The sequence below is a fragment of the Roseovarius sp. MMSF_3298 genome (genome assembly GCF_030733705.1).
GTDB lineage: Bacteria > Pseudomonadota > Alphaproteobacteria > Rhodobacterales > Rhodobacteraceae > Roseovarius > Roseovarius confluentis.
In genome coordinates this window covers 83371-110259 of sequence record NZ_JASHIN010000006.1, presented here as the reverse complement: position 1 = coordinate 110259, position 26889 = coordinate 83371, and the positions used below count along the sequence as shown (strand labels likewise).

Annotated in this window: 29 protein-coding genes; 15 read left to right on the top strand and 14 right to left on the bottom strand. The window is 65.4% G+C overall.

Annotation, left to right across the window (positions count from 1 at the left end; all coding sequences use genetic code 11):
- Positions 1-234: 234 nt before the first annotated feature.
- The 7 genes from RBB18_RS07675 to RBB18_RS07645 all read left to right on the top strand — a co-directional run bounded on the left by RBB18_RS07675 (position 235) and on the right by RBB18_RS07645 (position 7091).
- On the top strand, positions 235-837 hold the full coding sequence (locus tag RBB18_RS07675) for a 2-hydroxychromene-2-carboxylate isomerase (RefSeq protein ID WP_306110748.1): 603 nt from the start codon (positions 235-237) through the stop codon (positions 835-837).
- Positions 834-2747, top strand: a complete 1914-nt coding sequence (locus tag RBB18_RS07670) for a PAS-domain containing protein (RefSeq protein ID WP_245890462.1) — start codon at positions 834-836, stop codon at positions 2745-2747. The genes RBB18_RS07675 and RBB18_RS07670 overlap by 4 nt, the downstream gene beginning before the upstream one ends.
- A complete protein-coding gene (locus RBB18_RS07665; RefSeq protein WP_103762871.1) occupies positions 2744-3457 on the top strand; it encodes a response regulator transcription factor in 714 nt (237 codons plus the stop codon). Before RBB18_RS07670 ends, RBB18_RS07665 begins: the two co-directional genes overlap by 4 nt.
- A gap of 142 nt (positions 3458-3599) precedes the next feature.
- Positions 3600-4250, top strand: a complete 651-nt coding sequence (locus RBB18_RS07660; RefSeq protein WP_274592931.1) for a histidine phosphatase family protein — start codon at positions 3600-3602, stop codon at positions 4248-4250.
- Positions 4251-4262: 12 nt separating this feature from the next.
- Positions 4263-4892, top strand: coding sequence for a glutathione S-transferase family protein (locus RBB18_RS07655; RefSeq protein ID WP_103762869.1), 630 nt, complete (start codon positions 4263-4265; stop codon positions 4890-4892).
- A complete protein-coding gene (locus RBB18_RS07650; protein WP_306110749.1) occupies positions 4889-5935 on the top strand; it encodes a saccharopine dehydrogenase in 1047 nt (348 codons plus the stop codon). Before RBB18_RS07655 ends, RBB18_RS07650 begins: the two co-directional genes overlap by 4 nt.
- A 13-nt stretch (positions 5936-5948) precedes the next feature.
- Positions 5949-7091, top strand: a complete 1143-nt coding sequence (locus RBB18_RS07645; RefSeq protein WP_274592929.1) for a saccharopine dehydrogenase family protein — start codon at positions 5949-5951, stop codon at positions 7089-7091.
- 66 nt (positions 7092-7157) lie between these two features.
- Here the strand turns inward: RBB18_RS07645 and RBB18_RS07640 are convergent, their stop codons facing one another.
- From RBB18_RS07640 to RBB18_RS07610, 7 genes are all read right to left on the bottom strand, one after another.
- Complete coding sequence (locus tag RBB18_RS07640; protein WP_103762866.1) at positions 7158-7772, bottom strand: outer membrane protein; 615 nt, start codon at positions 7770-7772, stop codon at positions 7158-7160.
- Positions 7773-7923: 151 nt separating this feature from the next.
- Positions 7924-8250 (bottom strand): DUF3775 domain-containing protein, encoded by a 327-nt coding sequence (locus RBB18_RS07635; protein WP_103762865.1) that lies wholly within the window; start codon positions 8248-8250, stop codon positions 7924-7926.
- Between the two features lie 70 nt (positions 8251-8320).
- The gene (locus RBB18_RS07630) at positions 8321-9055 is read right to left on the bottom strand and encodes an SDR family oxidoreductase (protein WP_103762864.1); all 735 of its coding nucleotides are present in this window, start codon (positions 9053-9055) and stop codon (positions 8321-8323) included.
- Positions 9052-9633, bottom strand: a complete 582-nt coding sequence (locus tag RBB18_RS07625) for a DUF3833 domain-containing protein (protein ID WP_371931609.1) — start codon at positions 9631-9633, stop codon at positions 9052-9054. Before RBB18_RS07625 ends, RBB18_RS07630 begins: the two co-directional genes overlap by 4 nt.
- Complete coding sequence (locus RBB18_RS07620; protein WP_146049995.1) at positions 9633-10898, bottom strand: MFS transporter; 1266 nt, start codon at positions 10896-10898, stop codon at positions 9633-9635. The genes RBB18_RS07625 and RBB18_RS07620 overlap by 1 nt, the downstream gene beginning before the upstream one ends.
- Positions 10895-11650: a DUF1365 domain-containing protein gene (locus RBB18_RS07615; protein WP_306110751.1), complete on the bottom strand. Its 756-nt coding sequence runs from the start codon at positions 11648-11650 to the stop codon at positions 10895-10897. The genes RBB18_RS07620 and RBB18_RS07615 overlap by 4 nt, the downstream gene beginning before the upstream one ends.
- Complete coding sequence (locus RBB18_RS07610) at positions 11647-12945, bottom strand: NAD(P)/FAD-dependent oxidoreductase (protein ID WP_274592924.1); 1299 nt, start codon at positions 12943-12945, stop codon at positions 11647-11649. The genes RBB18_RS07615 and RBB18_RS07610 overlap by 4 nt, the downstream gene beginning before the upstream one ends.
- A gap of 116 nt (positions 12946-13061) precedes the next feature.
- Between RBB18_RS07610 and RBB18_RS07605 the strand changes: the two genes are divergently transcribed.
- Entirely contained in the window at positions 13062-13721 is a 660-nt protein-coding gene (locus RBB18_RS07605; RefSeq protein ID WP_103762860.1) for a sigma-70 family RNA polymerase sigma factor, read from the top strand.
- Positions 13722-13729: 8 nt separating this feature from the next.
- The gene (locus RBB18_RS07600; RefSeq protein ID WP_306110752.1) at positions 13730-14380 is read left to right on the top strand and encodes a ChrR family anti-sigma-E factor; all 651 of its coding nucleotides are present in this window, start codon (positions 13730-13732) and stop codon (positions 14378-14380) included.
- An 83-nt stretch (positions 14381-14463) separates the two neighbouring features.
- On the opposite strand, the gene RBB18_RS07595 is transcribed toward RBB18_RS07600, so the two are convergent.
- The gene (locus RBB18_RS07595; protein WP_306110753.1) at positions 14464-15408 is read right to left on the bottom strand and encodes a LysR substrate-binding domain-containing protein; all 945 of its coding nucleotides are present in this window, start codon (positions 15406-15408) and stop codon (positions 14464-14466) included.
- A gap of 116 nt (positions 15409-15524) precedes the next feature.
- Here RBB18_RS07595 and RBB18_RS07590 point away from each other — a divergent pair, with 116 nt between their 5' ends.
- Positions 15525-16169, top strand: a complete 645-nt coding sequence (locus RBB18_RS07590; protein WP_306110754.1) for a glutathione S-transferase family protein — start codon at positions 15525-15527, stop codon at positions 16167-16169.
- Positions 16170-16210: 41 nt separating this feature from the next.
- Positions 16211-16486 carry a DUF4242 domain-containing protein gene (locus RBB18_RS07585; RefSeq protein ID WP_306110755.1) on the top strand — a complete coding sequence of 92 codons (276 nt, stop codon included), beginning with the start codon at positions 16211-16213 and terminating at the stop codon, positions 16484-16486.
- 172 nt (positions 16487-16658) lie between these two features.
- On the opposite strand, the gene RBB18_RS07580 is transcribed toward RBB18_RS07585, so the two are convergent.
- Positions 16659-17402, bottom strand: coding sequence for a glutamine amidotransferase (locus tag RBB18_RS07580; RefSeq protein ID WP_103762856.1), 744 nt, complete (start codon positions 17400-17402; stop codon positions 16659-16661).
- A 193-nt stretch (positions 17403-17595) separates the two neighbouring features.
- On the opposite strand from RBB18_RS07580, the gene RBB18_RS07575 reads away from it, so the two are divergent.
- Together RBB18_RS07575 and lpxK are read left to right on the top strand one after the other, a co-directional pair.
- Complete coding sequence (locus RBB18_RS07575; RefSeq protein WP_274592922.1) at positions 17596-18816, top strand: 3-deoxy-D-manno-octulosonic acid transferase; 1221 nt, start codon at positions 17596-17598, stop codon at positions 18814-18816.
- Positions 18816-19808 carry a tetraacyldisaccharide 4'-kinase gene (gene lpxK / locus RBB18_RS07570; protein ID WP_306110756.1) on the top strand — a complete coding sequence of 331 codons (993 nt, stop codon included), beginning with the start codon at positions 18816-18818 and terminating at the stop codon, positions 19806-19808. The genes RBB18_RS07575 and lpxK overlap by 1 nt, the downstream gene beginning before the upstream one ends.
- A gap of 67 nt (positions 19809-19875) precedes the next feature.
- Here lpxK and RBB18_RS07565 read toward each other — a convergent pair whose 3' ends face one another.
- From RBB18_RS07565 to RBB18_RS07555, 3 genes are read right to left on the bottom strand one after another with little or no spacing between them, the layout of a single operon-like run.
- Positions 19876-20997 (bottom strand): CaiB/BaiF CoA-transferase family protein, encoded by a 1122-nt coding sequence (locus tag RBB18_RS07565; RefSeq protein WP_306110757.1) that lies wholly within the window; start codon positions 20995-20997, stop codon positions 19876-19878.
- Complete coding sequence (locus tag RBB18_RS07560) at positions 20994-21695, bottom strand: DsbA family protein (protein WP_103762852.1); 702 nt, start codon at positions 21693-21695, stop codon at positions 20994-20996. The genes RBB18_RS07565 and RBB18_RS07560 overlap by 4 nt, the downstream gene beginning before the upstream one ends.
- Positions 21696-21704: 9 nt before the next feature.
- Entirely contained in the window at positions 21705-22223 is a 519-nt protein-coding gene (locus tag RBB18_RS07555) for a DUF721 domain-containing protein (RefSeq protein ID WP_103762851.1), read from the bottom strand.
- A gap of 83 nt (positions 22224-22306) precedes the next feature.
- Between RBB18_RS07555 and mutY the strand changes: the two genes are divergently transcribed.
- A complete protein-coding gene (gene mutY / locus RBB18_RS07550) occupies positions 22307-23386 on the top strand; it encodes an A/G-specific adenine glycosylase (protein WP_306110758.1) in 1080 nt (359 codons plus the stop codon).
- 66 nt (positions 23387-23452) lie between these two features.
- The gene (locus RBB18_RS07545; protein WP_306110759.1) at positions 23453-24613 is read left to right on the top strand and encodes an alkane 1-monooxygenase; all 1161 of its coding nucleotides are present in this window, start codon (positions 23453-23455) and stop codon (positions 24611-24613) included.
- A 115-nt stretch (positions 24614-24728) separates the two neighbouring features.
- On the opposite strand, the gene RBB18_RS07540 is transcribed toward RBB18_RS07545, so the two are convergent.
- Together RBB18_RS07540 and petB are read right to left on the bottom strand one after the other, a co-directional pair.
- Positions 24729-25520: a cytochrome c1 gene (locus RBB18_RS07540; RefSeq protein ID WP_103762848.1), complete on the bottom strand. Its 792-nt coding sequence runs from the start codon at positions 25518-25520 to the stop codon at positions 24729-24731.
- A 17-nt stretch (positions 25521-25537) separates the two neighbouring features.
- Positions 25538-26878, bottom strand: a complete 1341-nt coding sequence (gene petB / locus RBB18_RS07535; protein ID WP_103762847.1) for a cytochrome b — start codon at positions 26876-26878, stop codon at positions 25538-25540.
- Positions 26879-26889 lie beyond the last annotated feature (11 nt).

Sequence of the window (26889 nt, the reverse complement as noted above, 5' to 3'; positions counted from 1 at the left end):
CCCACGGCGGCGAGTCTTGATCCACCATAGAGTGCGCAGCCGACGCTGAGCGTCAACTTTTTCCTGATCTTTGCGCAATCCTTACGAATTGTAACAGACGCCACGTAAGCCGCGCCGGTCTTTACCATCCGCCATCCCGGACCTGATCCGGGATCTCTTGCCCCGACGCAGCCCCACTCTTGACATACCCGCAATTTCCCCGTCGATTGCCCCTCTCGCAAGAGGACCGCAACGATGACCCGACCACAGATGGATTTCTGGTTCGAATTCGCCTCGACCTACTCCTATCTCAGCGTCATGCGCCTGCCCGCCCGCGCGGCCGAGGCCGGGGTCGCCGTCCGCTGGCGCCCCTTCCTGCTCGGCCCGATCTTCGCCGCGCAGGGCTGGGACACTTCGCCGTTCAGGATCTATGCCGCCAAGGGCAATTACATGTGGCGTGACATGGAACGTCGCTGCGCCGCCCGCGGCCTCACCTTCAAGCGGTCCGACACCATGCCCCAGCACAGCGTGCTCGCCGCCCGCACCGCGCAACTGGCGCTCGAACACGCCCAGGGCATCGCCTTTTGCAAGAACGTCTACCTCATGCAGTTCGCCGAAGGCCTGAACATCGCCGACACCGACGTCATCGCCGCCTGCCTTTCGGCGGCCAACCTTCCCCCCGACCTGATCGACAAGGCCCAGGCCGACGCCAACAAGCACCGCTTGCACGACACCACCCAAGAGGCCATGCGCCGCGGCATCTTCGGCGCTCCCAGCTTCACCGTGGGCAACGAGCTTTTCTGGGGCGACGACCAGCTCGACACCGCCCTCGCCTGGGCGACGGAGCATCCCGCATGAGCCCGCGCGACACCACGCAGATGACCACGGCAGGCCTCAACCTCATCCAGCAGGCCCTGACGATCTACGATGCCGATCTCGACCTCGCCGTCTGCAACCGCCGCTTCCAGGAAATGTTCGACCTGCCCGACCGGCTGGTCACCCCCGGCGCGCACTTCGAGGACACCATCCGCTTTCTGGCCGAACGCGGCGACTACGGCGAAGTGTCCGATGTCGACCGCTTCGTCGCCGACCGGGTCGAAACCGCCCGCGCGTTCAAACCGCACTACATGGAACGCACCCGCGCCAATGGCCGCACCATCAGCGTCGAGGGCTCTCCCTTGCCTCAGGGCGGCTGGGTGACCGTCTACACCGACATCTCCCGCGCCAAACAGCAGGAGGCGCTTCTCGCCGCCCGGTCCGAAGAACTGTCGGACCGCCTCGTCACCTATTCCGACGACCTGGCGGCGGCCAACCGACAGCTTGAATCCACCATCACCGCGCTGGAAGAGGCCCAGCGCCAGGCCTCCGAGGCCGAGGCCCGCATGCGCCTGACGACCGAGATGGTGCCCGCCCATATCGCCCATCTCGGCCCCGACCGGCGCTATACCTATTCCAACCGCCGCCTGTCGCTCATCATGCCGGGCAGCACCGCCGACCCGGTTGGTCTCGCCCCCGCCGACGCGCTGGGGGACGAGGCCTTCGCCAATATCGCCCCGCATCTCGACCGCGCCTATGCCGGCGCGCCGTCGGTGTTCGAATTCACCCACGCCCCCAGTTCCCGCCGCATCCGCGTGGCACTCACGCCCGATCCGGCCACCGGCGGCGTCTATATCCTGTCCATGGACATCACCGAAGAGGCGCAGACCCGCGCCGCATTGGGCCAGCACCGCCGCCGCGAGATGGCTGCGCAACTGACCTCCGGCCTCGCGCATGATTTCTCGAACCTGCTGACCATCATCCTCGGCATGCAATCCCGCCTGCAATCCATGTCCCTCCCCGAAGAGGCCACGGACCTCATCGCCGCCACCCTTGGGGCGGCGCGGCGCGGCGGCACCCTGCTCGACCGCATTGCCGACATGACCGGCCCGCGCGAACATACCCCCGTGGCCACCGACCTGCCCGCCTTCCTGCACGATCTCGAACCGCTCGCCCGCTCCGTCCTGCCCGAAACGATCACGCTGAGCATAGCCGCCGAGAATGCGCCCCGCACCTGCCTGCTCGATCCCGGCATGCTGCAGGACTCGCTCATCAACCTTCTGCTCAACGCCCGCGATGCCATCGGCGAAGCGGACGCCGCGCCGGGCCGCATCACCCTTGCCGTCACCACCGTTCAGGACACCTGGCTCGACGTCGCCGTCTCCGACACCGGCCCCGGGTTTTCCGATCACGTCCGCAGCCACGCCTTCGATCCGTTCTTCACCACCAAGGGGGGCGAAGGCTCGGGGCTGGGCCTCACCATGGTCTACAACATGACCAAGCTCGCCGGCGGGCGGGTGATGATCGACAACACCGACACCGGCGGCCAGGTCACCCTGCGCCTGCCCCTGCGCGAGGTCAGCGCCGAGGACACCCCCGGCTTCGTCCTTCTGGTCGAGGACAGCGCCGACCTGCGCGAAAGCATCCGCGCCATGCTCCGCGCCGACGGCCACCAGGTCATCGAGGCCACAAGCGCGACCGAGGCGCAGGCGCTTCTGAACGGCCTGCCCGAGATCACCGCCATCCTCAGCGACATCACCCTCGAAGGCGAGGCCACCGGGCTCGACCTCATCGACGCCCTTCCGGCGCGGCACCCGCCCGCGGTGCTCATGACCTCGCTACCGCTCTCCGATCCGCTTCACGCCGCGGCCCTTGAACGCGCGCCCGTGCTGCGCAAACCGTTCCAACCCGGCGCCTTGCGCGCCGCGCTATCGGGCGGGGCGACACCATGACCGACACCGCCCCCCTCGTCACCATCCTCGATGACGAGCCGGCCATTCGCACCATGCTGGCCCAAACGCTGGAAGAGGCCGGATTTCGCACCCTCACCTTCGCCCGCGCGACCGAGTTCGAGGCCGCGCTGCGCTCCACCTCGCCCGATATCTGCCTCGTCGACCTGTCCCTGCCCGACCGCGACGGGCTGACCCTGGTGCATCGCCTGGCACTGGAACAGGGCGCGCGGGTCATCATCATATCGGGCCGGGCCGAGGTGCAGGACCGCGTGACGGGGCTTGAACTGGGCGCGGACGACTACATCATCAAGCCCTTCGATCCGGCCGAGGTCGTGGCCCGCATCCGCGCCCGCCTGCGCCGCGACGCGCCCAATTCGCAAACCGGCGACACCGCCCGCTTCGGCCCCTGGACCGCGCATTTCGACCGCTACGTTCTGGAAGACGACAGCGGGCAGGAAACCCCGTTCTCCCACGCCGAAGGCGAAGTCCTCCGTCTTTTCCTCGACCGTCCCAAGCGCCTGATCTCGCGGCAGGCCATGCAAGAGGCTCTGGGCGGCGCGGCGGGCGAAAGCTTCGACCGCGCCATGGACGTCCGCATCTCGCGCCTGCGCACCAAGCTGCGCGAGGACCCCAGGAACCCCCGCCTGATCAAGACAATCTATGGCGCGGGTTACATCTTTCTGGGGGATGTCAGCTGGGGCTCGGCGTAACGCACGGACCCACCGCGTAGGGTGGGTGAAAACCCACGCGCCCTACCCCCATGCGCTCATCAAAATATTCCGCGCCACGGCCTTCACCCTCCCGCGCCCCGGCGCTAGGTTGCCCCCAACCGAAACGACGAAAGCATCCACCTTGGCGGAACTCATCCTTGTGCGGCACGGGCAGGCCAACAGCCACGCCACCGACGAAGCGGGCTACGACCAACTTTCCGACCTCGGCGCCGATCAGGCCCGCTGGCTGGGCGAGCATATCGCCGCCACCAACCCGCATTTCGACCGCGTCCTCACCGGCACCCTGCAACGCCAGGTCGACACCGCCCACCACATGGGCGTCACCGTCACCACCCAGGATCCGCGCCTGAACGAGCTCAGCTATTTCGCCCTCGCCCAGGCCGCCTTCGACGCCCACGCCATCCCGGTGCCCACTGACCCGTCGCAATTCGCCACGCATCTGCCTCGTGTCATCACCCTCTGGACCACCGGCGACCTGCCCGGCGTCCCGGAAAGCTTCGATGATTTCGCCGCCCGCATCACCGAAGTGCTGACCGAGCAATGCGCCGACGCGGGCCGTACCCTGCTGGTCACCTCCGGCGGCGTCATCGGCATGGCCCTGCGCCACGTGCTCGACCTCGACAACACCGCCATGGCCCGCGTCATGCTCCAGATCAACAACGCCTCGATGCATCGCCTCAGCTACGTGCACGACACGCTCATGGTCGCGGGCTTCAATGCCATCCCGCATCTCGACCGTCCCGACCGGGCCCATGCCCGCACCTATGTCTGAAGGACCCCGCGCATGAAATTCTACTACGCCCCCGGAACCATCTCCGTCGCCACCGGCCTGCTTCTGCAAGAGGCCGGGCTGGACCATACCCCCGTCGCCCTCAACTTCGCCGACGGCGACCAGACCAAGCCTGACTACCTCGCGCTCAACCCCAAGGGCCGCGTCCCGGCTCTGGTCACCGATCAAGGCATCCTGACGGAAACCGGCGCCATTGCCGAATTCATCGCCGCCCAGGTGCCCGACAAAGGCCTCGTGCCCGCCGACCCGTGGCAGGCCGCGCAGATGCGCTCTGTCTGCTATTACCTCGCCGCGACAATGCACGTGAACCACGCCCACGGCCCCCGCGGCATCCGCTGGGCCGACAGCGACGCGGCGCTCGCTGACATGAAGGCCAAGATGCCCCGGACCATGGCCGACAGTTGCACGTTCATCGAGGAAAACTGCGCCCTCGCCCCCTTCGTCATGGGCGAGCAGATGACCATCGCCGACCCCTGGCTTTTCGCCATCTGCTGCTGGCTGGAAATGGACAAGGTCGACGTAGACCGCTTCCCCAGGATCAAGGCCCACCGCGCCATGATGGCCGCCCGCCCCTCGGCGGCTGCCATCCGCGACTACGGCCTGCTGACGAAAGACTTCGCATGACCCATCTCTGGCTCCGCGCCGAACAGCGCGACAACGAAGACCGCACGGGCCTCACGCCCGACGGCGTCGCCATCCTCATCGCGCAGGGCATCGAGGTCAGCGTCGAGGACAGCCCCGACCGCATCATCCCCACCGACCGCTATGCCGACGCGGGCGCCACCATCGTGCCGCAAAACTCATGGCCCGACGCGCCCCGCGACGCCATCATCTTCGGCCTCAAGGAACTGCCCGATGACGGCACACCCCTGCCGCACCGCCACATCATGTTCGGCCACGCCTTCAAGGGCCAGCATTCCGGCCGCCGCCTGCTGGACCGCTTCAAGGCAGGCGGCGGCACGCTCTACGACTTGGAATACCTGGTGGATGAACAGGGCCGCCGCGTTGCCGCCTTCGGCTACTGGGCGGGCTATGCCGGCGCCGCCGTCAGCCTCTTCGCCTGGGCCGCGCAGCAACAGGGCCAGACCTGCGGGCCCGTCACCGCCTACCCGGACAAGGACGCGCTGCTCGCGGATCTGGCCGAAACACTCGACGCCACCGGCGTTGAGCGCCCTTCGGCCATCGTCATCGGCGCGCTTGGCCGCGTCGGCACCGGCGCGGCCGACCTCTGCACCGCGATGGATGTCGCCCCCACCAAGTGGGACATGGACGAAACCGCCCACGGCGGCCCCTTCCCGGACATCCTTCAGCACAACCTTTTCCTCAACTGCATCTTCGCCCGCCCCGGCACGCCCGTCTTCGTGCCACGCGAGGCCCTGACCGCCCCCCGCCGCCTGACCGTCATCGGCGACGTGGCCTGCGATCCGGACAGTGATTACAACCCCGTGCCGGTCTATTCCCAGGCCACCACCTGGGACGCCCCCGTGACCCGCGTGCACGACGCGCCCCCGCTCGATGTGATGGCGATCGACAACCTGCCGTCGCTCCTTCCGCTGGAATCCTCGCAGGACTATGCCAGCCAACTCTTGCCATCCTTGAAAACACTGGACAAACTGGACGCCGGAGTATGGGCGCGCGCGGAACAGACCTTCCGCGAGCACTTGTGAAGGGGGCACCGACATGACAATCCACTGGTGTGGCACCGGCCTGTCGGCCGTGCCCGGGCTGCGCAGGCTGATCGAGGCGGGCCACGACGTCACCGTCTGGAACCGCTCGCTGGACAAGGCCGAGGCCGCCGTGGGCGACCTCACCAACCGCATCCGCGCCTTCGATTTCGACATGCTGTCGGCCGAGGTGCAGGAGGGCGATATCGTGGTGTCCATGTTGCCCGGCGACTGGCACGTGCCGATCGCCGAGATGTGCATCAACAAGGGCGCACACTTCGTCTCAAGCTCCTACATCGCCCCCGAGATGCGCGCGCTCCACGCCAAGGCGCTTGTGCGCGGCGTCAGCGTGGTCAACGAGATCGGCCTCGATCCCGGCATCGATCACCTGATGGCCCATCACCTGATGGCCGAGTACCGCGCCTCCGCGGCGTTCAACCCCGAGAACGATCTCAGCTTCCTCAGCTATTGCGGCGGCATCCCCAAAAACCCCAACCCGTTCCGCTACAAGTTCAGTTGGTCACCGCTGGGCGTGCTCAAGGCCCTGCGCTCGCCCTCTCGCTCGATCCGCAATTTTTCGGAACTCAACGTGCAGCGCCCCTGGGACGCGCTCGGCACCTACACCGCGCCCCTGCCCACGCCGGAAACGTTCGAGGTCTACCCCAACCGTGACAGCCTGCCCTTCCTCGAGGACTACGGCTTCGAACCGACCTGGCGGGTCAAGGAGTTCGTGCGCGGCACGCTGCGCCTCAACGGCTGGTCCGAGGCCTGGGGCGACGTCTTCGCCGAGATCGAGACGCTCGAAGGCCCCGAAGGCGAGGCCCGGCTCAAGGAGATGTCCGACCAGTTCTGGCGCGACAACGCCTATGGCGAGGATGATCCCGACCGCGTGGTGCTCTGCGTCGACCTAAAGGCCGAACGCGGCGGCAGCCCTGTCTGGCACAAGACCTTTGTCATGGATGCCTGGGGCGACGCGCGCGGCACTGCCATGTCCCGGCTCGTGTCCTTCCCGGTCTCCCTCGCGGTCGAGGCCGTGGCCAACCACGAGATCCCCGCCGGCGTCAGCCCCGCGCCCAGCGACCCCAGGCTGGTGGAACGCATGCTGTCAGAGGTCGACCGGCTGGCCCAGCACCTTCAGGTCGTGGACCACCTCGCCTGACGCATGGTCAAAAGGCGTAGGGTGGGCGAAAGCCCACGCGCCACCCTCGCTATGCTTGCCGTGGCCCTAGAACCGGTAGGACACCCGCGCGCGATAGGTCATGCCATCGACGCTGCCACTGGGCGAGACGTCGTCGAACTCGTGGTAAAGCGCGTCCGCGCCCATCACCCACGTCTCGTTCAGCTTGAAATCCACCCCGGCACCAGCAACCCAGCCCCAGCCATCCAGGCTGACACCACCACCGCCACCGCTCATATGGGCCGCACCTGCGGTGCCATAGACAAAAGCGTTGCCTGCATCGACGCCCATCCGCAGCCGCAGCCGCGCAATCGAGTCAACGTCCACCGCGTTGAAAGAGATGTCGGTAAAGTCGATATCCCCCTCGACGCCGTAAACCAGCGTGCCACGATCCCAGTTGTAGCCAGCATGGACACCGCCAAGAAAGCCATCATCGCCAAGATTGATGACCTGCGGAATGTTCGCCCCGGCAGGAGGTGGCAAAGTCGCGTCAAGGTCAAGATCACCAAAGCCCAGCTGCACGCCGACATAAGGGCCGGCCCAGTCCGAAACCGGTGCGGGTGGCGGCGGCACGTAAGGATCCGCCGGCGGCGTGATGTTGCCCGCAAATGCAGGGGCGGTCGTGATCGAAACAATGGCTGCGACGAGTACAAATGCTTTCATTTCACCCTCCTGGAAACGCCTTCAGGAGGGACGATACCACGTAAACCGCCTTTTCGAGCGGTCTTTGCGCGACCCGTCACATTTTTCGGACCGCGCGGGCAAAGGCGCAACACCACGTAGCGTGGGTGAGAACCCACCCCGGCGCTATCCGTCAGCCCCCGCGCACCAGGTCGTCCTCGTCGTCCTGCGCCGACAGGCCCAGCTCGTCCAGCCCGTTCTCCAGATGATCCGACAGGTGCGGCGTGCCCAGCAGGTAATCGGCGGTGGGCGTCGTCGCCTCGTCGCGCGCCGTCGCCTTGGCCTCTTCGATCTCGTCGGCCGCGAAACTGCCGCGCCCGATCCACATCAACGCCACCAGGCTGGCCTGCTCGTCCTCGGCCAGCCGCTCGATGAACGCCCTCAGCTCTCCCTCCGCGCGGTCCAGTTCGCGCGACATGAGGATCACCTGGGCGACTTTGTAAGTGCTGATATCCAGCATGTCCCGACCTCCTTTTCCGGCAGTGAGTCTACCAAGAATATGGCCTTCGGGACAGGCGCCGGCCTTGATCTCACGCAAACAAGCGGAAATACAGCCAGTTGGGCAGGAAGCGCGCACCGCGGAAAACAAGGCTGAACCAGCTGGGGAAATTCCGGTCGAACGCGTTCTCGTCGTTCATCAGCTCGAACATCACCTGCGCGGCGTCCTCGGGCTCCATCAGGCCCGGCATCCTGAAATCGTTCTTGTCGGTCAGCCGCGTGCGAATGAACCCCGGATTGGCGCATTGCACCAGCACACCCGTGCGCCACAGGTCCGCCCGCATACTCTGCGCCAGCGACATGATCCCGGCCTTCGACGCGCCATACCCGATCGCCCCCGGCAAACCGCGAAAGCCCACCAGCGAGCCTGTCACGACGATATGCCCGTGATCCCGCGCAACCATCTTCGGCACCACGTGGTTCAGCACCCGCACCGTGCCGGTGAAATTCACATCCGCCATGGCGGTGACCTGCTCAGGCTCCCACTCGGTCGCCTTCATCGGCCAATAGACCCCGGCCAGCGTCACCACGCCGTCGATCTCACCGACCTCCTCGGCGGCCGCCTTCACGCTTTCCTCGTCGGTCACGTCCATGGTCACGATACTGGATCGCCCCGGCAGCATCTCCGCCACCTCTTTCAGCCGGTCCTCGCTGCGGGCCGACAGGATCACCTCCGCCCCCACCGCGCTCAGTTTCCGCGCAAGCGCCGCGCCAAGCCCTTCGCTCGCGCCCACCAGCCAATAGCGTTTTCCAGTCCAGTCCATCATGCCGCTTTCTGAATTTCCGTGTCGTCCAACTTGTGCATGGTCGCCACAAGCTCGGCGACCTTGACCCCATACTTGCGAAACTGGCTGCGGTTCACAATTGTTCCACCCGGCGTCAGGTACATCCAGTCCTCGACGCTCAGAACATGACCACCTGCTTCGGCGGGCAGGCGAATATCATAGCACAATTGCACCGCCGCCCCCGCGTGCCGGCCCTGCCCGGTGCCGACCACGTCATCGGCCTCGGCCCGGATGCGCCCGTCATTGCCCAGTTCCAGCCGCCATTCGCGCTCCTGTACCGTGCCGCTGTCATAGGTGAAATGCTCGGCCATCACCCCCTTGTTGCCGTCCCAGCTTGCATCGAACCGCGCCGAAAACCGCGAGGCCACGCGCCCCAGGGGTCCGTAGATCACGCCCTCGCAGCGCAGCGCGCCGTTCAGGTGCTGGCGCAGGTCGAAGCGCGGCAACGTATCGGCGTAATCCTCGACGCTCTGCGCCCGGAACCCGGCGAACCGGTTGCGCAGCATCGCAACCCCGGTTGCCAGCGCCGCCCCGCACATGATCAGAAATCCTTCGAACATCATCTCCGTCTCCCCGCTTCAACCATGGTCCCCACGGGCGCGTCCCCGCCCCCGGGCACCGTTGCCAGCAGCGCAATCGCCGCCAATTTCAAAACACAGGGCACAGCCCCGTAAAGCAGGCTCAGCGCCCACAAGGCTGCGTCGGAATTCTCCTGCCCCGAGGCATAGCCAACCGACTCCAAGAGCGGCAGCAAACCCACCGCCGCGATGGCCAGCGTGATCTTCGAAACGAAGGACCACAGGCTGAATCCCTCGGCCGCGCCCGGCGACACCTCCGCCATGCGGTCCGCGAACAGCGCCGGCAACAGCGTCATGTCAGCCCCCAGCGCCACGCCGGTCAGTACGCAGATCACCGCAAAGGCCCAGACATCCCCCGCGCCCAGCATCACGGCAAAGCCGAAGGCGGCAATCGCCAGCACCATCGCCCAGATCAGCACCTGTCGCGGCCCGTGCGCCTCGGCCAGCTTGCCCCACATCGGCGCCGCCGCCGCCGCGCTCAGGAAGAACACCAACAGCAGCGGCCCTTCCCAGCCCGGCGCCGCCAGCCGGTCCTCGACATAGAACAGGAACAGCGTGCTGCTCACCGCCACCGGCGCCGAGTTGGCCAGCGCCACCAACAAGAGCCGCCGCGCCACCGGGTCTCGCAGCACCGTGCCGATCTGCGAGGTCACGCCCTCTTCGCGCGGCTGCCCGCGCCACTCGGTCCCCATCGCCCACAGCGCCACCAGCCCCAGCCCGGCAAACGCCACGGCAAACGCCGCGTACCCGCCCAGCGCCACGGGGGCCACGGCGGCGGCACAAATGCCCAAGAGCGCCCCGGTCTCGCGCCACCGGGCCACGCGCAGGTGCCCGCCTTCGCCCATGCGGCCCGCCACCGACACGCCTTGCGCGTAGAAACATATCGTCAGGTAACTGAACGCCGAGAAAACAAGCGTCAGCATCACCGCGAACCACCACAAGGGCGGCAGCATCGGCTCCACCGCGAACAGCCCCAGCATCCCCGCGATCATCGCCACCCCGGCGATCACCACGGTCAGCCCGCGATAGCGTGCCGTCATCGCCGACACCCGCCCCAACAGCGGGTCCTGCACGAAATCCAGCAAACGCAGCACCCCCAGGACGGTGCCCAGTGCCGCCAGCGACACGCCATACTCGTCGACGAAAAACTTCGGCGCATGCATGTAAAGCGGCAGCCCCGCCGCCGACAGCATCGCCGCGAACAGCGCAAAGGCCGGCAGGCGCGGCCTCTTGCCCACGTCGCTCATCGGCTCACTTCCCGCGTCGGCGGCTCGGGCCGGTTCTGGAATTTCGCGCCCTTCCACCACAGCTTCAGCGCCTGCCAGTGGATCAGCGCCAGCACCCGGCGTGACCCCAGCGGCCGCCGCGCCAGCGCCTTCAGAACACCGCCGGTCGTCAACGGCCTGCGGTCCCCCACCAGCGTCGCGATCACCCCGCCCTTGCCCCGGCTCAGGTCGATCCAGATGCCGATCCGGTCGGGCCGGATGTCGAGCCGAAAGGTGTATTCCCCCTCGATCGTCTGGAACGGCGAGACGTGAAACACCTTCTTTGCCCGCAGCCGGTCCTCGGGACCGATGGGACTGCGATCATCATGGTGACACAGGTAGGAATGCCGGTCGCCATAGGTGTTGGTCACTTCCGCGATCACCACCGTCAGGTCATCCGCCGCGTTGTAACACAGCCAGAAAGACACCGGGTTGAAGATATGTCCCAGCACCCGCGGCTGGGCCAGCAATTCGATCCGCACGGGCGCGGCGAACTGGTGCGCCTCCAGCACCTCGCGCACCCACGCGGCACCGCGTCCCTGCCCCGGCGGGCCGCCATGGTCGCGGTCGCGCAGGCTGAAAAGCCCCGCCCGGTTGCGCCCGAACACCCGGCCGGATGGCAGCGCGGCTTCCGCATCCACCATCACGTAATCGATGCTGTACCGGAACGCGTTGCGGACCTCGCCCTTGCGCCCATGCCACGTATGGCCCGCGATATGGTCGGGCCCATTCACGCCGCCGCCGCCGCGCTGTCCCGCGCCAGGATCGCGTCCGCCACGTCATAGGCGCTCGACAACCCGTCCTCGTGAAACCCGTTCTTCATCCAGGCGCCACAAAACCACGTCCCGTTGTCGCCATTGATCCGGGCCACCTCGGCCTGCGCGTGCAGCATGTCCATGTCGTAGACAGGATGCCGCAGCACGCAGCTGTCATAGATCTTTTCCTCCCGGATCCGCCGCGTGCTGTTCAGCGTCACGAAATGCGGGTCGTCCATCGGGATCGGCTGCAGGCTGTTCATCCAGTAGGTCAGGTCGATCTGACCGTCCCGCTTGGCCGGCCCTTCCATGTAGTTCCAGGACGACCACACCGCCCGACGCTTCGGCATCACCGACGTATCGCAATGCAGTACCACGTCATTGGGCTGATACTTGACCCGGCCCAGCGCGCGCTGCTCTTCGGGGGTCGGGTCGGTCAGCATCTTCAGGCTGTCATCGCCGTGGGTGGCGAAAACCACCTCGTCGAATGTTTCCCACTCGCCACCTTGCGCACGCAGCTCGACGCCGCCGTCGGACCGCCGAACCGCGACGACCGGCGCACTGGTCCTGATCTCCACTCCGGCGCGTCCCAGCCATTTGCCCAAGCGATGCACGTACTGGATCGACCCTCCATCGACGGTGTACCACTGGTGCTGCCCGTCATAGCCCAGCAGCGCGTGGTTCTCCATGAACCGGATCAGCGCCTGCGCGGGAAAATCCATCACTTTCTCCGTCGGCGTCGACCATATCGCGCCGGTGAACGGGCTCAGGTACCGCTCGCGAAACCACCTGCCCAGCCCCATGGTCCGCAACAGTTCACCGATGCTGGCGTCTGGATAGGCCTTCGACGTGCGTACGGCCCGCGCATTGAACCGCAGGATATCGCGCAGCATCATCCACATGCGCGGGTCCAGCACGTTGCGTGTCTGGGCAAAGAACGCCTGCGCCCCGTCCAGCCCGTATTCGAACCGCGTATCCCGGAACGATGCGCCAAAGCTCATCTTGCTCTTGACCACCGGCACGTCCAGCACGTCGAAAAGGTTCGCCAGGTTGGGATAGTTGGCATAGTTGAACACGATGAACCCGGTATCCACCGGCTGCGTCCCGTACTTCCCGGCCATCTTCGTGCGGGCATGGCCGCCCAGCCGCGCAGCGGCTTCGAAAATCGTGACATGGCAGTCCCCGGCCAGCCGCCACGCAGCCCCCAGACCACTGATCCCCGCGCCGACGACTGCGACTTTCTTGCGCGTCAGCGCAACTTTCTTAACTGGCATTACGTGTAGTACCCTAACTTGTCTTTACAGAAGTCTACGCGAAACCAGCATTATCGGATGACAAAGAAAACGCCCGAATTTTTGATCCGGTCTGATCGAACCAGCGTACCGTTCACATGTTCAGTGATGCTGACGCCCTCGAGATCACCGGCACCAGTGCCGACGTCCCGCCTCCGGTGGGCGCGCTGCTTTCGATCCGTGGCAACGGCAAGAGTATTGAACCGGTGATCGAGAAGACGGAAGAGCATACCCAGGACTGGGCGCAAGTCATCGCCCGGATACGCGACAAGCGCGACCGCGCCGCCTTTCAGCGGCTGTTTTCGCATTTCGCGCCGCGGGTCAAAGCCTTCCTGATGAAGTCCGGTACAGATGCCTCACTGGCCGAGGAATGCGCACAGGAGGTCATGGCGACCCTCTGGCAAAAGGCCCATATGTTCGATCCCTCCCGCGCCAGCGCGGCGACCTGGATCTTCACCATCGCGCGGAACCGCAGGATTGATGCGATCCGCAAGCAAAGACGACCCGAGCCCGAGGATTTGCCCTGGGGCCCGGAGCAGGAACCAGACCAGGCCGATGCCCTGGCCCTGCAACAGGAAAGCGAAAAACTGGGCGCCGCCATCGCGCAGCTGCCCGAAAAACAGAAGGACCTGATCGAAAAGGCCTATTTCGGCGACCTCACCCATTCCGAGATCGCCGAGGAAACCGGCCTCCCGCTCGGGACCATAAAATCGAGGATCAGACTGGCGCTGGACCGCCTGCGCCACCAGATGAAGTGATTGAGACGATGACAGACACGATCAAACATCACCTGAGTGACAAGTTGCTCATGGCCTACTCCGCGGGCACCCTGCCCGAGGCGTTCAGCCTCGCGGTGGCCGCGCATATTTCCATGTGCGATGAATGCCGCGCCCGGCTCGCGTCCTTCGACGCGGTTGGCGGTGCCCTGATGGAAGAGTGCAGCGATGCCGACCTGTCCGAGTCCGCCTTCGAGGATACGCTGGCCCTGATCGACGCGGTCGACATGACCGCCCCCGCAACGGCCGCACCCGCCATCGGCACGCTGCCGCGCCCGGTGCAGGACTACATCGGCGGCGACCTCGACGCGGTGAAATGGAAATCCGTCGGCATGGGCGTGAAACAGGCCATCCTGCCCACGTCGCGCGAGGCCACGGCCCGCCTGCTCTACATCCCCGCCGGCGCCGCCGTGCCCGACCACGGCCACCGCGGCACGGAACTGACGCTGGTTCTGCAAGGCGCCTTCGCAGACGAGGTCGACCGTTTCGGCCCCGGCGACATCGAGATCGCCGACGAAGACCTCGACCACACGCCAGTGGCCGAGGTTGGGGCCGACTGCATCTGCCTCGCCGTCACCGACGCGCCCCTGCGCTTCCGCGGCTTCATCCCACGCATCGCGCAGCCGTTCCTGCGCATCTGATTTCCTCCGTTCGGAGCGTTACCGAACACCGAAAAGCCCTGTCGTTCCGACGGCAGGGCTTTTTTCTCCGCGCATCTAAACTGTCAGTCAGATGTGGCGCCCAGCACCCTCGGACACTCTTGTTCATGGTGTTCCGCCTGCTGCAATAGCCAGGTGACAAAGGCTTCCGCCGCCTTCGACAGCCGTTTCCTTCGATCCCACAGGATGCGATAGGCATACGCTGTCGGATATGTCATCGCGGCGCCGAACGGCGCGACCAGTTGGCCGATGCGCAGACCGTGATAGGCCTCAACCATCCCTGCCATGATCAGGCCCTGCCCCGAAACCGCCGCCTGCAATCCCGAGCTTGTCTTGGAAAACCGCACGCCATGCTCCATGTCCGCTGGCGCGAACTCAAAGCGCGCGCCCCATTCACGGAATCCGACCCAATCCGGGTCGCCGGTCCGGTTCAGCACATGGATCAACGGGATCTCCGACAGGTCGCGCGCCGACCCGTCGATCGCATGCGCGCGTGCGAAGTCCGGCGCACAGACCGGCAGCACCGCGTCCCCGAAAAGCAGGCGAGAGTCGTAGTCTTCGCCCGGCTCGGACCCGTATCTCACGGCCAGGTCGAAATCCTCTGCCATCAGGTCCACGTCCCGGTTCGACGCATCCAGATCAAGCTCGACGCCGGGGTGATCCCTCTGAAACTGCGACAGGCTCCACGACAGCCAGTTTTCGGCAAAGGATTCCGGCAGCGTGACCCGAAGCCGCTGCGACGCCTCCTGTGCCTTCAACTGTTCCAGGGCCTCGGCGATCGCAGCGAAACCGCCGTTCAAGCCACGCGCGACCTGCCGCGCCTCTGGCCGCGCCACCGCCCCGGTACCCGACCGCTCGAACAACGGTCGACCAAGATAGTCTTCCAGCGCACGCACGCGCTGACCCACCGCTGCTGGCGTTATGCCGATTTCCATCGCCGCGGCAGAGAAGTTGCCCAACCTGAGGGTCGCTTCCAGCGCCCTCAATGCATTGAGGTGCGAGAGTTTCATGGCGTCAAGGCTAAAGCTTTCCTTTAGCCACACCAAGCAAAATCTGCCGTGCATCCTTTAGCCGGTGTTCGGATACTGAACCTGACCGCGACGCACAGCATATTGGGGGTTTGCAAATGTACACGCTTTTCTGGGAATACATGGCCGGGTCGATCGTGGTGCAGGCCACGCTCGAAGCGATGAATGCCGACTACCGAGTGGAGTATGTCGACATGAACGCCGGACAACATCTCGAGCCCGAATTCCTCGCGCGCAATCCAGCGGGCCGCGTCCCCGCACTCCAACTTCCTGATGGCGGCATCATGGGCGAAACCAGCGCCATCGTGACGCATCTTGGCGAAATGGCCCCGACGTCCGGTCTGACGCCACGTCCCGGCGACCCCGATCGTGGAGACTTTCTGTTCTGGCTCAGCGTGATGTCGACGGCCGGCTATATCACCTCCGGCCGGGTCGGCCATCCAGAACGCTACGCACGGGACAGGGATGCGATCCGCCAGGTCAAGGCGCAGGGCGACAAGGACTACGCTGCCTTCTTCGATCTGATGGAAAATCACATCGCGGGCGCCCCCTATTTTCTGCCGCGCGGGCTGACGGTTCTCGATTTCTACCTAGCCATGCTGGCGGAGTGGATCAGCGACCGGGACAAGGCCCTGTCGCAACGGCCCGCGTTGGCTCGGCTGTGCAGCACGGTGCGCGAGACCCCGTCCTATGCCACCGCGCTCGCCGCCCACGCGATGCCGGAACCCGTTTTGCAGGCCTGACGCCACGCGCCGAAGGCCCGGATTTGAAAGGAGACCGACCAATGAACAAGTACATGATCGAAAGAGACATCCCTGGTGTCGGTGCGATGAGCGGTGACGAACTGTGCGGTGCCGCCAACACGTCGAACGCGGCGCTGGCGCAACTGGCCCCAAAGGTGCAGTGGCAGCATTCGTACGTTGCCGGGGACAAGACATTCTGCGTCTATCTTGCAGACGACGAGGACGCCATCACCCGGCACGCCGAACTCAGTGGCTTCCCGGCGACAAAGATCACGCTCATCGAAACGATGATCGACCCGACGACCGGTGATACATGACGCCAACAACCCGGTCGAGCGGGGGCGCGTTCGCGATCTGATCGGCACCGCCGTCAAAGGTGTCCTCGCATCGCACGCTCTGTGAACCGCCGGAACGCAAAAAATCACACCGTCGCCATACCACCCGGATACCGACGTGATACCGACACGGGTTTGCATCTGTTCGCAGGCGTTACCCTTGCGCGTAACGCTGCACGAAATTCCGCAGGATCATCTCGGGCGCGAAAACGTCCGCCGCCCGGCACATGGCAATCAGGTCATCGGCATCCTCGGGCGGGAAATAACCCCGGTCGCGATAGATCCTGATCCGCGTCTCGAACCCTGCCGCATCCGCCTCGGGGTGAAACTGGGTGGCATAGACATGCTCTTTGTACCGCAACATCTGGTAGGGGCACGCCTCGGACCTCACAAGATGCACGCATCCTTCTGGCAGATCCTGCAACGCCTCCTTGTGCCCCACGAAGGCGTCGAACGCCGTCGGCACGCCGACCAGCAGCGCGTCCTCCTTGCCCTCCGGCGTGACGTCGCAGGCCGACGTGCCCACCGCCTCTCCAAAGGCCCGCTTGCTGACATCGCCCTTCAGGTGCGCGCCAAGAATTCCGATCCCGTAACAGCAACCCAGGAAAGGAAAATCCCGCGCCGTCACCTTTGGCATCAGCCCCAGCACATCCGCCTCGATCCGCGCCTCTATCTCGGATTTGTCCTCCGGCGCATCGCTGACACAGCCCGGCCCTCCGCCCACGATCACGCCGGAATAATCTTCCAGAACAATATCTTCCGGCAGCCGCTCCTGGTCCATCCGGATACGGCGCGTGCCGCCCGCCTCCAGTCCGCCCTTGCGCAGGATCGCCGCAAACTCGTCATCCGCGGCTTCCGTCTCGGGGCGCAGCTGAAGGATCAAAAAGGGCTTCGTCATCGGGCGTTCTCCGGTATCATCCCATCCATTGGCCCCATTCCGCAGCCAGGGTCAACCCGCCGGCCTCTCTTGACCCCGCCCGGCAATCCAATACCCTGCGCAGAACCCGGCCCGCCGCGAAGGACCCCATGGTGCAGCGCTCCTACAACCCTGATTTCCGGGACTTATTCACCCAAGTCCACATGCTTCGGCCATGAGCCGCTCGCTCAGCCTCGCCGCCTATCTCGCCTATGCAAGGCGCGGCCCCGCACGCCGTTACACGCCCGCCGCGCCGCGCCCGCCGGGCCGTCTGCTCTGGGCGCACGCCGCCGACACGATCCATATCGACGCACTGTTGCAACTCTTCGACCGGCTGCGCCTGCACCGGCCCGAACTGTCGCTTCTGCTCACCACCGCCGGCGCCGCGCCCGACGCCCCCTTCAAGGCCCGGGCCGAGGTCATGGTCGAACAACTCCCCGAGGATACCGTCGCCAACGCCGCGTCCTTCCTCACCCATTGGCAGCCCGACATCGCCCTCTGGACCGGCGGCGCCCTTCACCCCGCACTGATGGATCGCACGGCCGAAACCGGCATCCCCATGGCGCTGATCGACGCCACCGAAACCGCCATGTCCCGCCCCGCCTGGCGCTGGTTTCCTGACCTGCCCCGCGCCCTGTTGCGGCAGTTCGAGTTCGTCATGGCAAGGGACGATGCATCAGCCCGCTACCTGCGTCGCATGGGCGTGCCGGAACGCACGCTCTCCGTCACCGGCCCGCTCCTCGAAGGCACCGTTTCGCTGCCCCATAACGAGACCGACCGCACCGAACTCGCCGCCCTGCTGCTTGGCCGTCCGGTCTGGCTCGCCGCCATGCTCCGCCCCGAGGAAATCGGCACGATCCTCACTGCCCACCGCGAGGTCAGCCGCTTTTCCCACCGCACCCTTCTGATCGTCGTCCCCGACACGCCCGAGGACACCACCCCCTTCACCGACGCCCTGGCCGAGGCCGGGATGCGCCATATCACGTGGTCGACCGGCACCTTCCCCGATGAGACGACACAGGTCATCCTCGCCGACACCTATGGCGAGATGGGCCTGTGGTACCGGCTCGCGCCGATCACCTTCATGGGCAGTTCTCTGATCTCCGGCGCCCATGGCTGCGACCCGAACGAACCCGCCGCCCACGGCTCGGCCATCCTTTACGGCCCCAACATCCGCCGCTACCTGTCCAGCTATTCGCGCTTTGCCGAGGCCGGCGCTGCCCGTATCGTCCGCGATGCCGAAACACTGGCCGCCGCAGTCAAGCGCCTGATCCCCCCGGATCAATCCGCCGCCATGGCCCATGCCGCGTGGGAGGTCGCCTCGCGCAGCGCCGAACTGACCGACCGGATCGCCGATCTTCTGAACGACCGCCTCGACCAACTGGAGGTCCGCTGATGCGCGCACCCGCCTTCTGGGACACCCCGCCGCGCCGCCCATCCCTGCGCGCCCGTGCACTATCGCCACTCGGCGCACTCTATGCCCGCGCCACCGCCCGCCGCGTGGCCACACCGCCGGGCTATCGCGCGCCCGTTCCGGTGATCTGTGTCGGCAACATCAACGCCGGCGGCACCGGCAAGACACCCACGGTCATCGCGCTCGTGCAGCACCTGCAGGCGCGCGGGCGCACCCCCGCCGTCATCTCGCGCGGCCACGGAGGCAGTCTCGAGGGCCCCGTCGAGGTGGACGAGCGCAGCCACATCGCAGCCGATGTCGGCGACGAGCCCCTGCTGATCGCCGCCTTCACCCGCACCTGGATCGCCCGCGACCGGACGCTTGCAGCCGAGGCCGCGGCCGCCTCCGGCGCAGATGTGATCGTCATGGATGACGGCCACCAGAACCCGTCGGTGGCCCGTGACCTCTCGGTCGTGGTGGTCGACGCGGTCAAGGGCTTCGGCAATGGCCGTTGCATACCCGCCGGCCCCCTCCGCGAACCCGTTCAGACCGGCCTCGACCGCGCCGACCTGCTGCTCTCGATCGGCCCCGACGCCGCCCAGATCGAGTTCCGCAAGACATGGGGCCACGTCATCCTGATCCCCCATGTGGGCGGCAAGCTGGAACCGCTGCAAACCGGCATGGACTGGACAGGCACCCGCTTTCTCGCCTTCGCGGGCATAGGCCACCCCGAGAAATTCTTCGCCACCCTGCGCGGTCTCGGCGCCACCCTCTCGCGGGCCGAGGCGCTGGATGATCACCAGCCCCTGACCGAGGCGCTGATGACCCGGCTGGAAAACGAGGCCGCGCTCATCCATGCCCAGCTCGTCACCACCGAAAAGGACGCCGTTCGCCTGCCCCCGGCCTTCCGCCGCAAGGTGCTGACCCTGCCGGTCCGCCTCAACCTATCCGATTGGTCGGCAATCGATGCAAAGCTGGAAAACCTCGGCCTCTGACCCGGCTTTCACTGTTCCTCAAATACTCGAATCTTAAAATAAAGCGTGGCGCAGCCACACAATCGGATCACGCCAGATCGTCCTCTCCCAGTTTCGGCGAGGCGCGGCGCAACGACAGGTCCGCATCGGAAAACCGCATCGGGCTTCGTACGCCCGGCACCCCGTCCACCTCCACCCTCAGGCCCCGCGCCACGACCTGCGGATCGGCGAAAACCTCCGCCATGTCGTTGATCGGCCCCACCGGCACGCCCTGCGCCTCGCACCCGGCTTGCAACTCGGCCTTCGTCAGACGCATCGTGTATCCGGTCAAAACCTCGGTCAGCGCATCGCGATGCGCCACCCGGTCGGCGTTGGTGGCATAGTCCGGCGCGGTCTTCACCTCCGCCGCGCCCAGCACGTCGCAGAACCGCCCGAACTGCGCGTCATTGCCCACCGCCACGATCAGGAAGCCGTCCGAACACTCGAACACCTGGTAAGGTGCCAGGTTCGGATGCTGGTTCCCCAGCCTTTGCGGCGGCGTGCCCGTGGCAAGGTAATTCATCGCCTGGTTCGCCGTCACCGCCACCGCAGTATCCAAGAGCGCCATGTCGATATGCTGGCCCTTGCCCGTCGCCTGCCGCTGGTGCAATGCGGCCAGGATGGCGGTGCTGGCATAGACGCCGGTGAAGATATCCGTCACGGCCACGCCCACTTTCACCGGTTGGCCCTCAGGATCGCCGGTCATGCTCATCAGACCCGACATGCCTTGGATGATGTAGTCATACCCGGCCTTGCCCGCATACGGCCCGTCCTGCCCGAACCCGGTGATCGAGCAATAAATCAACCCCGGGTTCACGTTCGCAAGGCTCGCATAATCCAGCCCGTACTTGGCCAGCCCGCCGACCTTGAAATTCTCGATCAGGATGTCAGCATCCGCCACCAACTCACGGACACGGGCCTGACCCGCCTCGGTGCGGAAATCAACGATAACGCTTTGCTTGCCGCGGTTGCAGGAGTGGAAATAGGCGGCCGAGCGGTCGCCGTCCCGCTCTATGAACGGCGGGCCCCACTGGCGCGTATCGTCGCCAGCGGGGCTTTCCACCTTGATCACGTCCGCGCCCAGGTCGGCCAGCACCTGCCCGGCCCACGGGCCGGCCAGGATCCGGGCCAGTTCGACAACCTTCAGCCCGGCCAGCGGCGCGGGCTTCATTCGGCCAGTTGGTCGTCGATCATCGCCTTCAACTCGTCATAGGACATGTTGGAATGCGTCTCGCCGTTGATGACCAGCGTCGGCGTCGAATTCACGTCATCGGCCTCGGCGTTCTCCTGGAACCACGCCACCAGCGTCTTGGCCTTGTCGGCGTCGTTCAGGCAAGCATCCAGTTGCTCATCGTCCAACCCCGCGACCTTGCCGATCTTGCGCAGCCGCTCTGAGATGCCCACCGGGTCCTGCCCGTCGCCGATCCAGTCCTTCTGCTGGTCATAAATCATCTCCGTGATGCCAAAGAACCGCTCTTCGCCGCCGCACCGCGCCACCATCGACGCCCACAGGCCGTAGCGGTCGAAATAGACATCGCGATAGGTGAAATGCACGTCGCCATTGTCGATATATTCGGATTTCAGCTGCTTGAACTGGTTCTCGTGAAAATTCGCACAATGCGGGCAGGTGAAGGACGCGTATTCCACGATCTTCACCGGCGCGCTTTCCTCACCCAGTGTCATTTCCACGATCGAGGAGGTGTCGATCTCTTCGGCCGGCGCGTCCGAGGCCTCCTGCGCATTGGCCGCACCGGGCAGGTCGGTCATGCCACTGCCTTGCGTCGTGTTGCCGGTCTGCCCGCTCAGCCACCAGCCGCCGCCGGCCGCCAGGACAAGGGCCGCGGCCCCGGAAAGAAGCACGTTTTTCATCTTATCACCTTACGATTTCTGCGTGTTGCTTTTCGATAGTACGTTCCGGCCCAGCGTTTCCAGCGCATCGCGCAGGCCGTCGTCGCCCACCGGCTGCGCCAGCTTGGCGGCCGCGGCCACTGTCATTTCGCTGGGCGCGGGCTTGGCTGCCGGCTTGGGCCGGTGCTCGAAGCTCGCCTGCCCCTCGGCAAAGCCGGTGGGCGCGGTCTGCGTGATCTGCACCCGCGCGATGGCGTTGTAACCATAGGCGGTGTTGACCCGTTCGCGCAGTTTTTCCTTCTGCATCTCCAGCATCGGCGCCTGTGCGCCCGTCGTCAGCACGACCAGCGTCGCGCCAAACCCCTGCCGTGCATAGCTCACCTTGACCGGGCGGCAGATCGCGGCGATCTCTTCTCCCGCGATCTCTGGCCAGTGGGTCACCACGCGCGACACCGCAAAGCCCCGGCTTTCCGACGCTTTCCGGATCTGCGCCCCCAACAGGGCACCGCTGCGCTTGAAGCCTTTCGTCGTGCCCCGATGTGCGGGCATGGCTGACCTCCCGTTTCCTCGCCCTAATGTAGGGGGTATGAGAGTGAACAACAAACGCAAAGCTGGCAAAGGCGGGATAACAGATGCGTGACAGCGAGATGAGCGCAGAGCTGCTGGACTGGTACGACCGCCACGCTCGCCAGATGCCATGGCGCGTGCCCCCCGAGGCCAAAAAGGCCGGGGTGCGCCCCGATCCCTATGCCGTCTGGCTGTCGGAGGTGATGCTGCAACAAACCACTGTCGCCGCCGTAAAAAGCTATTTCGAACGCTTCACCGCGCTCTGGCCCACCGTGACCGACCTCGCCGCCGCCGAGGACGCGCAGGTCATGGGCGAATGGGCCGGCCTTGGCTATTACGCGCGCGCCCGCAACCTGCTGAAATGCGCCCGCGTCGTCGCCTCGGACCATGACGGTCAGTTCCCCGGCACCGCCGCCGAATTGCAGAAGCTGCCCGGCATCGGCCCCTATACCGCCGCTGCCATCTCCGCTATCGCCTTCGATCAGCCGTCGGTGGTGGTCGATGGCAATGTCGAGCGGGTCATGGCCCGCCTGCATGACATCCACACGCCCCTGCCCACCGCCAAGCCCGAACTGACAGAGGCCGCGGCGACCCTCACGCCGCACACCCGCCCCGGCGACTATGCCCAGGCGGTGATGGACCTCGGCGCCACCATCTGCACGCCCCGCTCGCCCGCCTGCGGCATCTGCCCGTGGCGCACGCCCTGTATCGCCCGCACGAACGGCACGCAGGCCGAATTGCCGAAGAAGGCCCCGAAAAAGGCCAAGCCCACCCGGTTTGGCATCGCCTATGTCGCCCGCCGCGCCGATGGTGCCTGGCTGCTGGAACGCCGCCCCGACAGCGGCCTGCTGGGCGGAATGCTCGGCTGGCCCGGCAGCGACTGGTCCGACGCGCCCACCCCCGCCCCGCCGCTCGACGCTGACTGGCAAATGCTCGACGCCGAGGCCCGCCACACCTTCACCCATTTTCACCTGCGCCTGAAGATCGCCTATGCCTGCCTTGGCCCGGACGCGGACACTCCATCCGACTCCACCTGTTTTGTCCCCGCCCACACCTTCAAACCGACGGAGTTACCCACCGTCATGCGCAAGGTTTTTGACTTGGCCCGCGAAGCCTTGCAAGACTGCACCTCGAACACGTCCTGAGGCGATTTGCGCAATCGCCCCGCCCCCGCGCATCGCACTATAATCGCGGGCAAAAAGGTGAAGGCCATGCAGACCACCACGCCCAAGTATCTCGGCCCCGACAAGGTTGCGCGCCTGCAACGCGCGCTGCCCTTCTGGGCGGCCTTCTCTCTTGTCCCGCTGGCGATCCTCAGCGCCACGCAGGGCGGTTGGACGGTGATCCTCCTGCCGCTCTTCACCTGGTATTTCTTCGCCGCGCTCGACGCAGTGCTGGGGCTGGAACTGGATAATCTCGACCCCGAAACGCGCGAGCGGCAAATCCGCATGTACACCGCCGTCACCGTGCTTTGGCCGCCGGTGCAGTTCGCCTTGCTTTTCTGGATGATCTGGTACGCCACCGGCCCCGGCGACGCGCACCTGAACGCTTTGGAGACCATCTTGCTCTTCTTCGGCATGGGCGTGATTTCCGGCACCGTCGGCATCAACTTCTCGCACGAACTCATGCACCAAAAGGACAAAGGCGAACGTTTCCTGGGCGACGCACTCCTGTCGATGGTGCTCTACTCCCATTTCCGGTCCGAGCACCTTCAGGTCCATCACCGCCATGTCGGCACCCCGCGCGACCCCGTTACGGCCCGCTACAACGAGGGATTCCACCGCTTCTTCCCCCGCGTCCTGCGCGAAAGCCTGGTGTCCTCGTGGGAGGCCGAAAAGGCCATGCTGGCCCGCAAGGACAAGCCATGGTGGGACCTCAAGAACCCGTTCTGGAAATACTGGGCGCTGCAAGGTTTCATGCTGCTTCTCGCCGCGCTGATCGGCGGCTGGATCGGCCTCGCGCTTTTCGTCTGGCAGGCCTTTATCGCCATCTGGCAGTTGGAATTGGTCAATTACGTCGAGCACTACGGCCTCACCCGAAAGCATCTCGGCGACGGTAAATATGAACACGTCAAACCCCAGCACAGCTGGAATGCCGCGCAGAAGGCATCGAACTGGCTGCTGATCAACCTGCAACGCCATTCCGACCACCACTACAAGCCCAACCGCCGCTTCCCGCTCTTACAGAACTACTCCGAGGACGAGGCTCCGCAACTGCCCTACGGCTACCCGGTGATGACCGTGGCCGCGATGATCCCGCCGCTCTGGCGCCGGGTGATGAACCCCCGCGTGCGGCGCTGGCGCGAGAAATACTATCCCGAGATCACCGACTGGAAGCCCTACAACAAGGCGCTGAACCCGCTCCCGCGTTAGTCGTTGAGCCTGCGCGGAATCGAGGCGCAGCAAGCTGCGCCGCCGCGCATCGCCCAAGCACAAGCCCCCGCTGCATGGCAACGGGGGCTCTGAAATCTCGGCGAAGGCTGAACCCTCAGCTTTCGTATTTCTTCTTGATCGGCTTCCAGATCCGCTTGTTCGTCAGGTACAGCAGCACCGACAGAAGCGTCAGGAAGATCACACCGGTCAGGCCCGCCTGCTTGCGGTCCATCATCTTGGGTTCCGCCGTCCACATCAGGAAGGCCGATACATCCTTGGCGATGGCGCTCAGGTCATTGGCGTGACCATCGGCATATTCCACGTCTTCACCGTAAAGCGGCGGCGCCATGGCGATCCAGCCGCCGGGGAACGCCTCGTTCTCATAGAACGTCGTGCCGGCCTCTTCCTTGGTCTCGCCGGTATAGCTGGTCAGAAGTGAATAGATATACTCCGGACCACCCATGCCTTTGACAAGTTGGTTGATCCCGGTGCCGGCCGGCCCGTGGAACCCGGCGCGGGCCTTGGCCATCAGGCTCAGGTCCGGCGCGTTTTCCAGGTTGGAACCCGGGAAGTGATCGACAGGGCGTGCCGCGCGGAAGTCGTCCAGTTCCTCGTCGAAGACCTCGAAGTTCTGCTCGGCATAGGCCCGCACCTCGGCGTCCGAGAAATGCGGCCCACCCTCGTCGCTCAGCGTGCGCAGCGGCACGTATTGCAGGCCGTGGCAGGAAGAACAGATCTCGGTATAGACCTGCAGCCCCCGCTGAAGCTGGTACTGATCGAAGCTGCCGAACGGCCCCTCGAAGGAAAAGTCCACGTCCTTGGTGTGGCCTTCTTCACCGGCGGCGAGCGCGCCGCCGGTCGAAAGGGCCAGGGCCGTGACTGCGCTAATCGCGAATGTCTTCATCATTTGCCTGATCCTTTCTCTTACTCGGCCGGGCTGGCTACGGTGGCCGTGCCGCCGCTTGCCGCCTTGTGTGCCTCGAAATCCGCTTCGATGGTCTCGGGCTGCGGCAACGGTTTCTCGATCACGCCCAACAGTGGCAGGATCACCAGGAAGTAGGCGAACCAGTAGGCCGACGCGATCAGCGAGTAGGTCGCATAGGGCTCTTCCGCCGGACGCGCCCCCAGCCACATCAGCACGACGAAGTCGATCGCCAGCAGCCAGAACCACCATTTGAACATCGGACGATACCGGCCCGACCGCACCATCGATGTGTCCAGCCAAGGGGCAAGCGCCATCACGGCAATCGCGCCGAACATGGCCAGCACGCCGAAGAATTTGGCGTCAATGATGCCGCCGGTGATGAACGATGCGAACTGCACCACCCACACTTCCGACGTGAACGCCCGCAGGATCGCGTAGAATGGCAGGAAATACCATTCGGGCACGATATGCGCCGGCGTCGCCAGGGCGTTCGCCTCGATATAGTTGTCGGGGTGGCCAAGGTAGTTCGGCATGAAGCCCACGATCGCAAAGAACACCGCCAGGATCACGGCCAGCGCGAACAGGTCCTTGATCACGAAGTAGGGCCAGAACGAAACGGTGTCCTTCTCGGCTTCGGCCTTCGAGGTGCGGCGCACTTCGACACCGGTGGGGTTGTTGTTGCCCGTGGTGTGGAACGCCCAGATGTGCACCGCAACCAGCGCGGCAATCACGAAGGGCAGAAGGTAGTGCAGGCTGAAGAACCGGTTCAGCGTGGCGTTGTCCACCGCCGGCCCGCCCAGCAGCCAGGTCTGGATCGGCTCACCGATCAGCGGGATTGCCCCGAAGAGCCCGGTGATCACCGTGGCGCCCCAGAAAGACATCTGACCCCAAGGCAGCACGTAGCCCATGAACGCCGTGCCCATCATCAACAGGTAGATCAGCATGCCCACGATCCACGTGATCTCGCGCGGCGCCTTGTAGGAGCCGTAATAGAGACCGCGGAAAATATGCAGGTAGACCGCAAAGAAGAACAGCGAGGCACCGTTCATGTGCAGGTACCGAAGCATATGTCCGCCGTTGACGTTGCGCATGATATGCTCGATCGACGCGAACGCTTCGTCAACATGCGGCGTGTAATGCATCGCCAGAACGATCCCGGTGACGATCTGCAACGCCAGGCAGAAGGTCAGCACGATCCCCCAGATCCACATCCAGTTCAGGTTCTTGGGCGTGGGGATCATGATCGTGTCATACAGAAGACCGACGATGGGAAGGCGGCGATTCAGCCACTTCTCGCCACCGGTTTTCGGCTCGTAATGGTCGTGAGGAATTCCAGCCATGAGTGTTATTC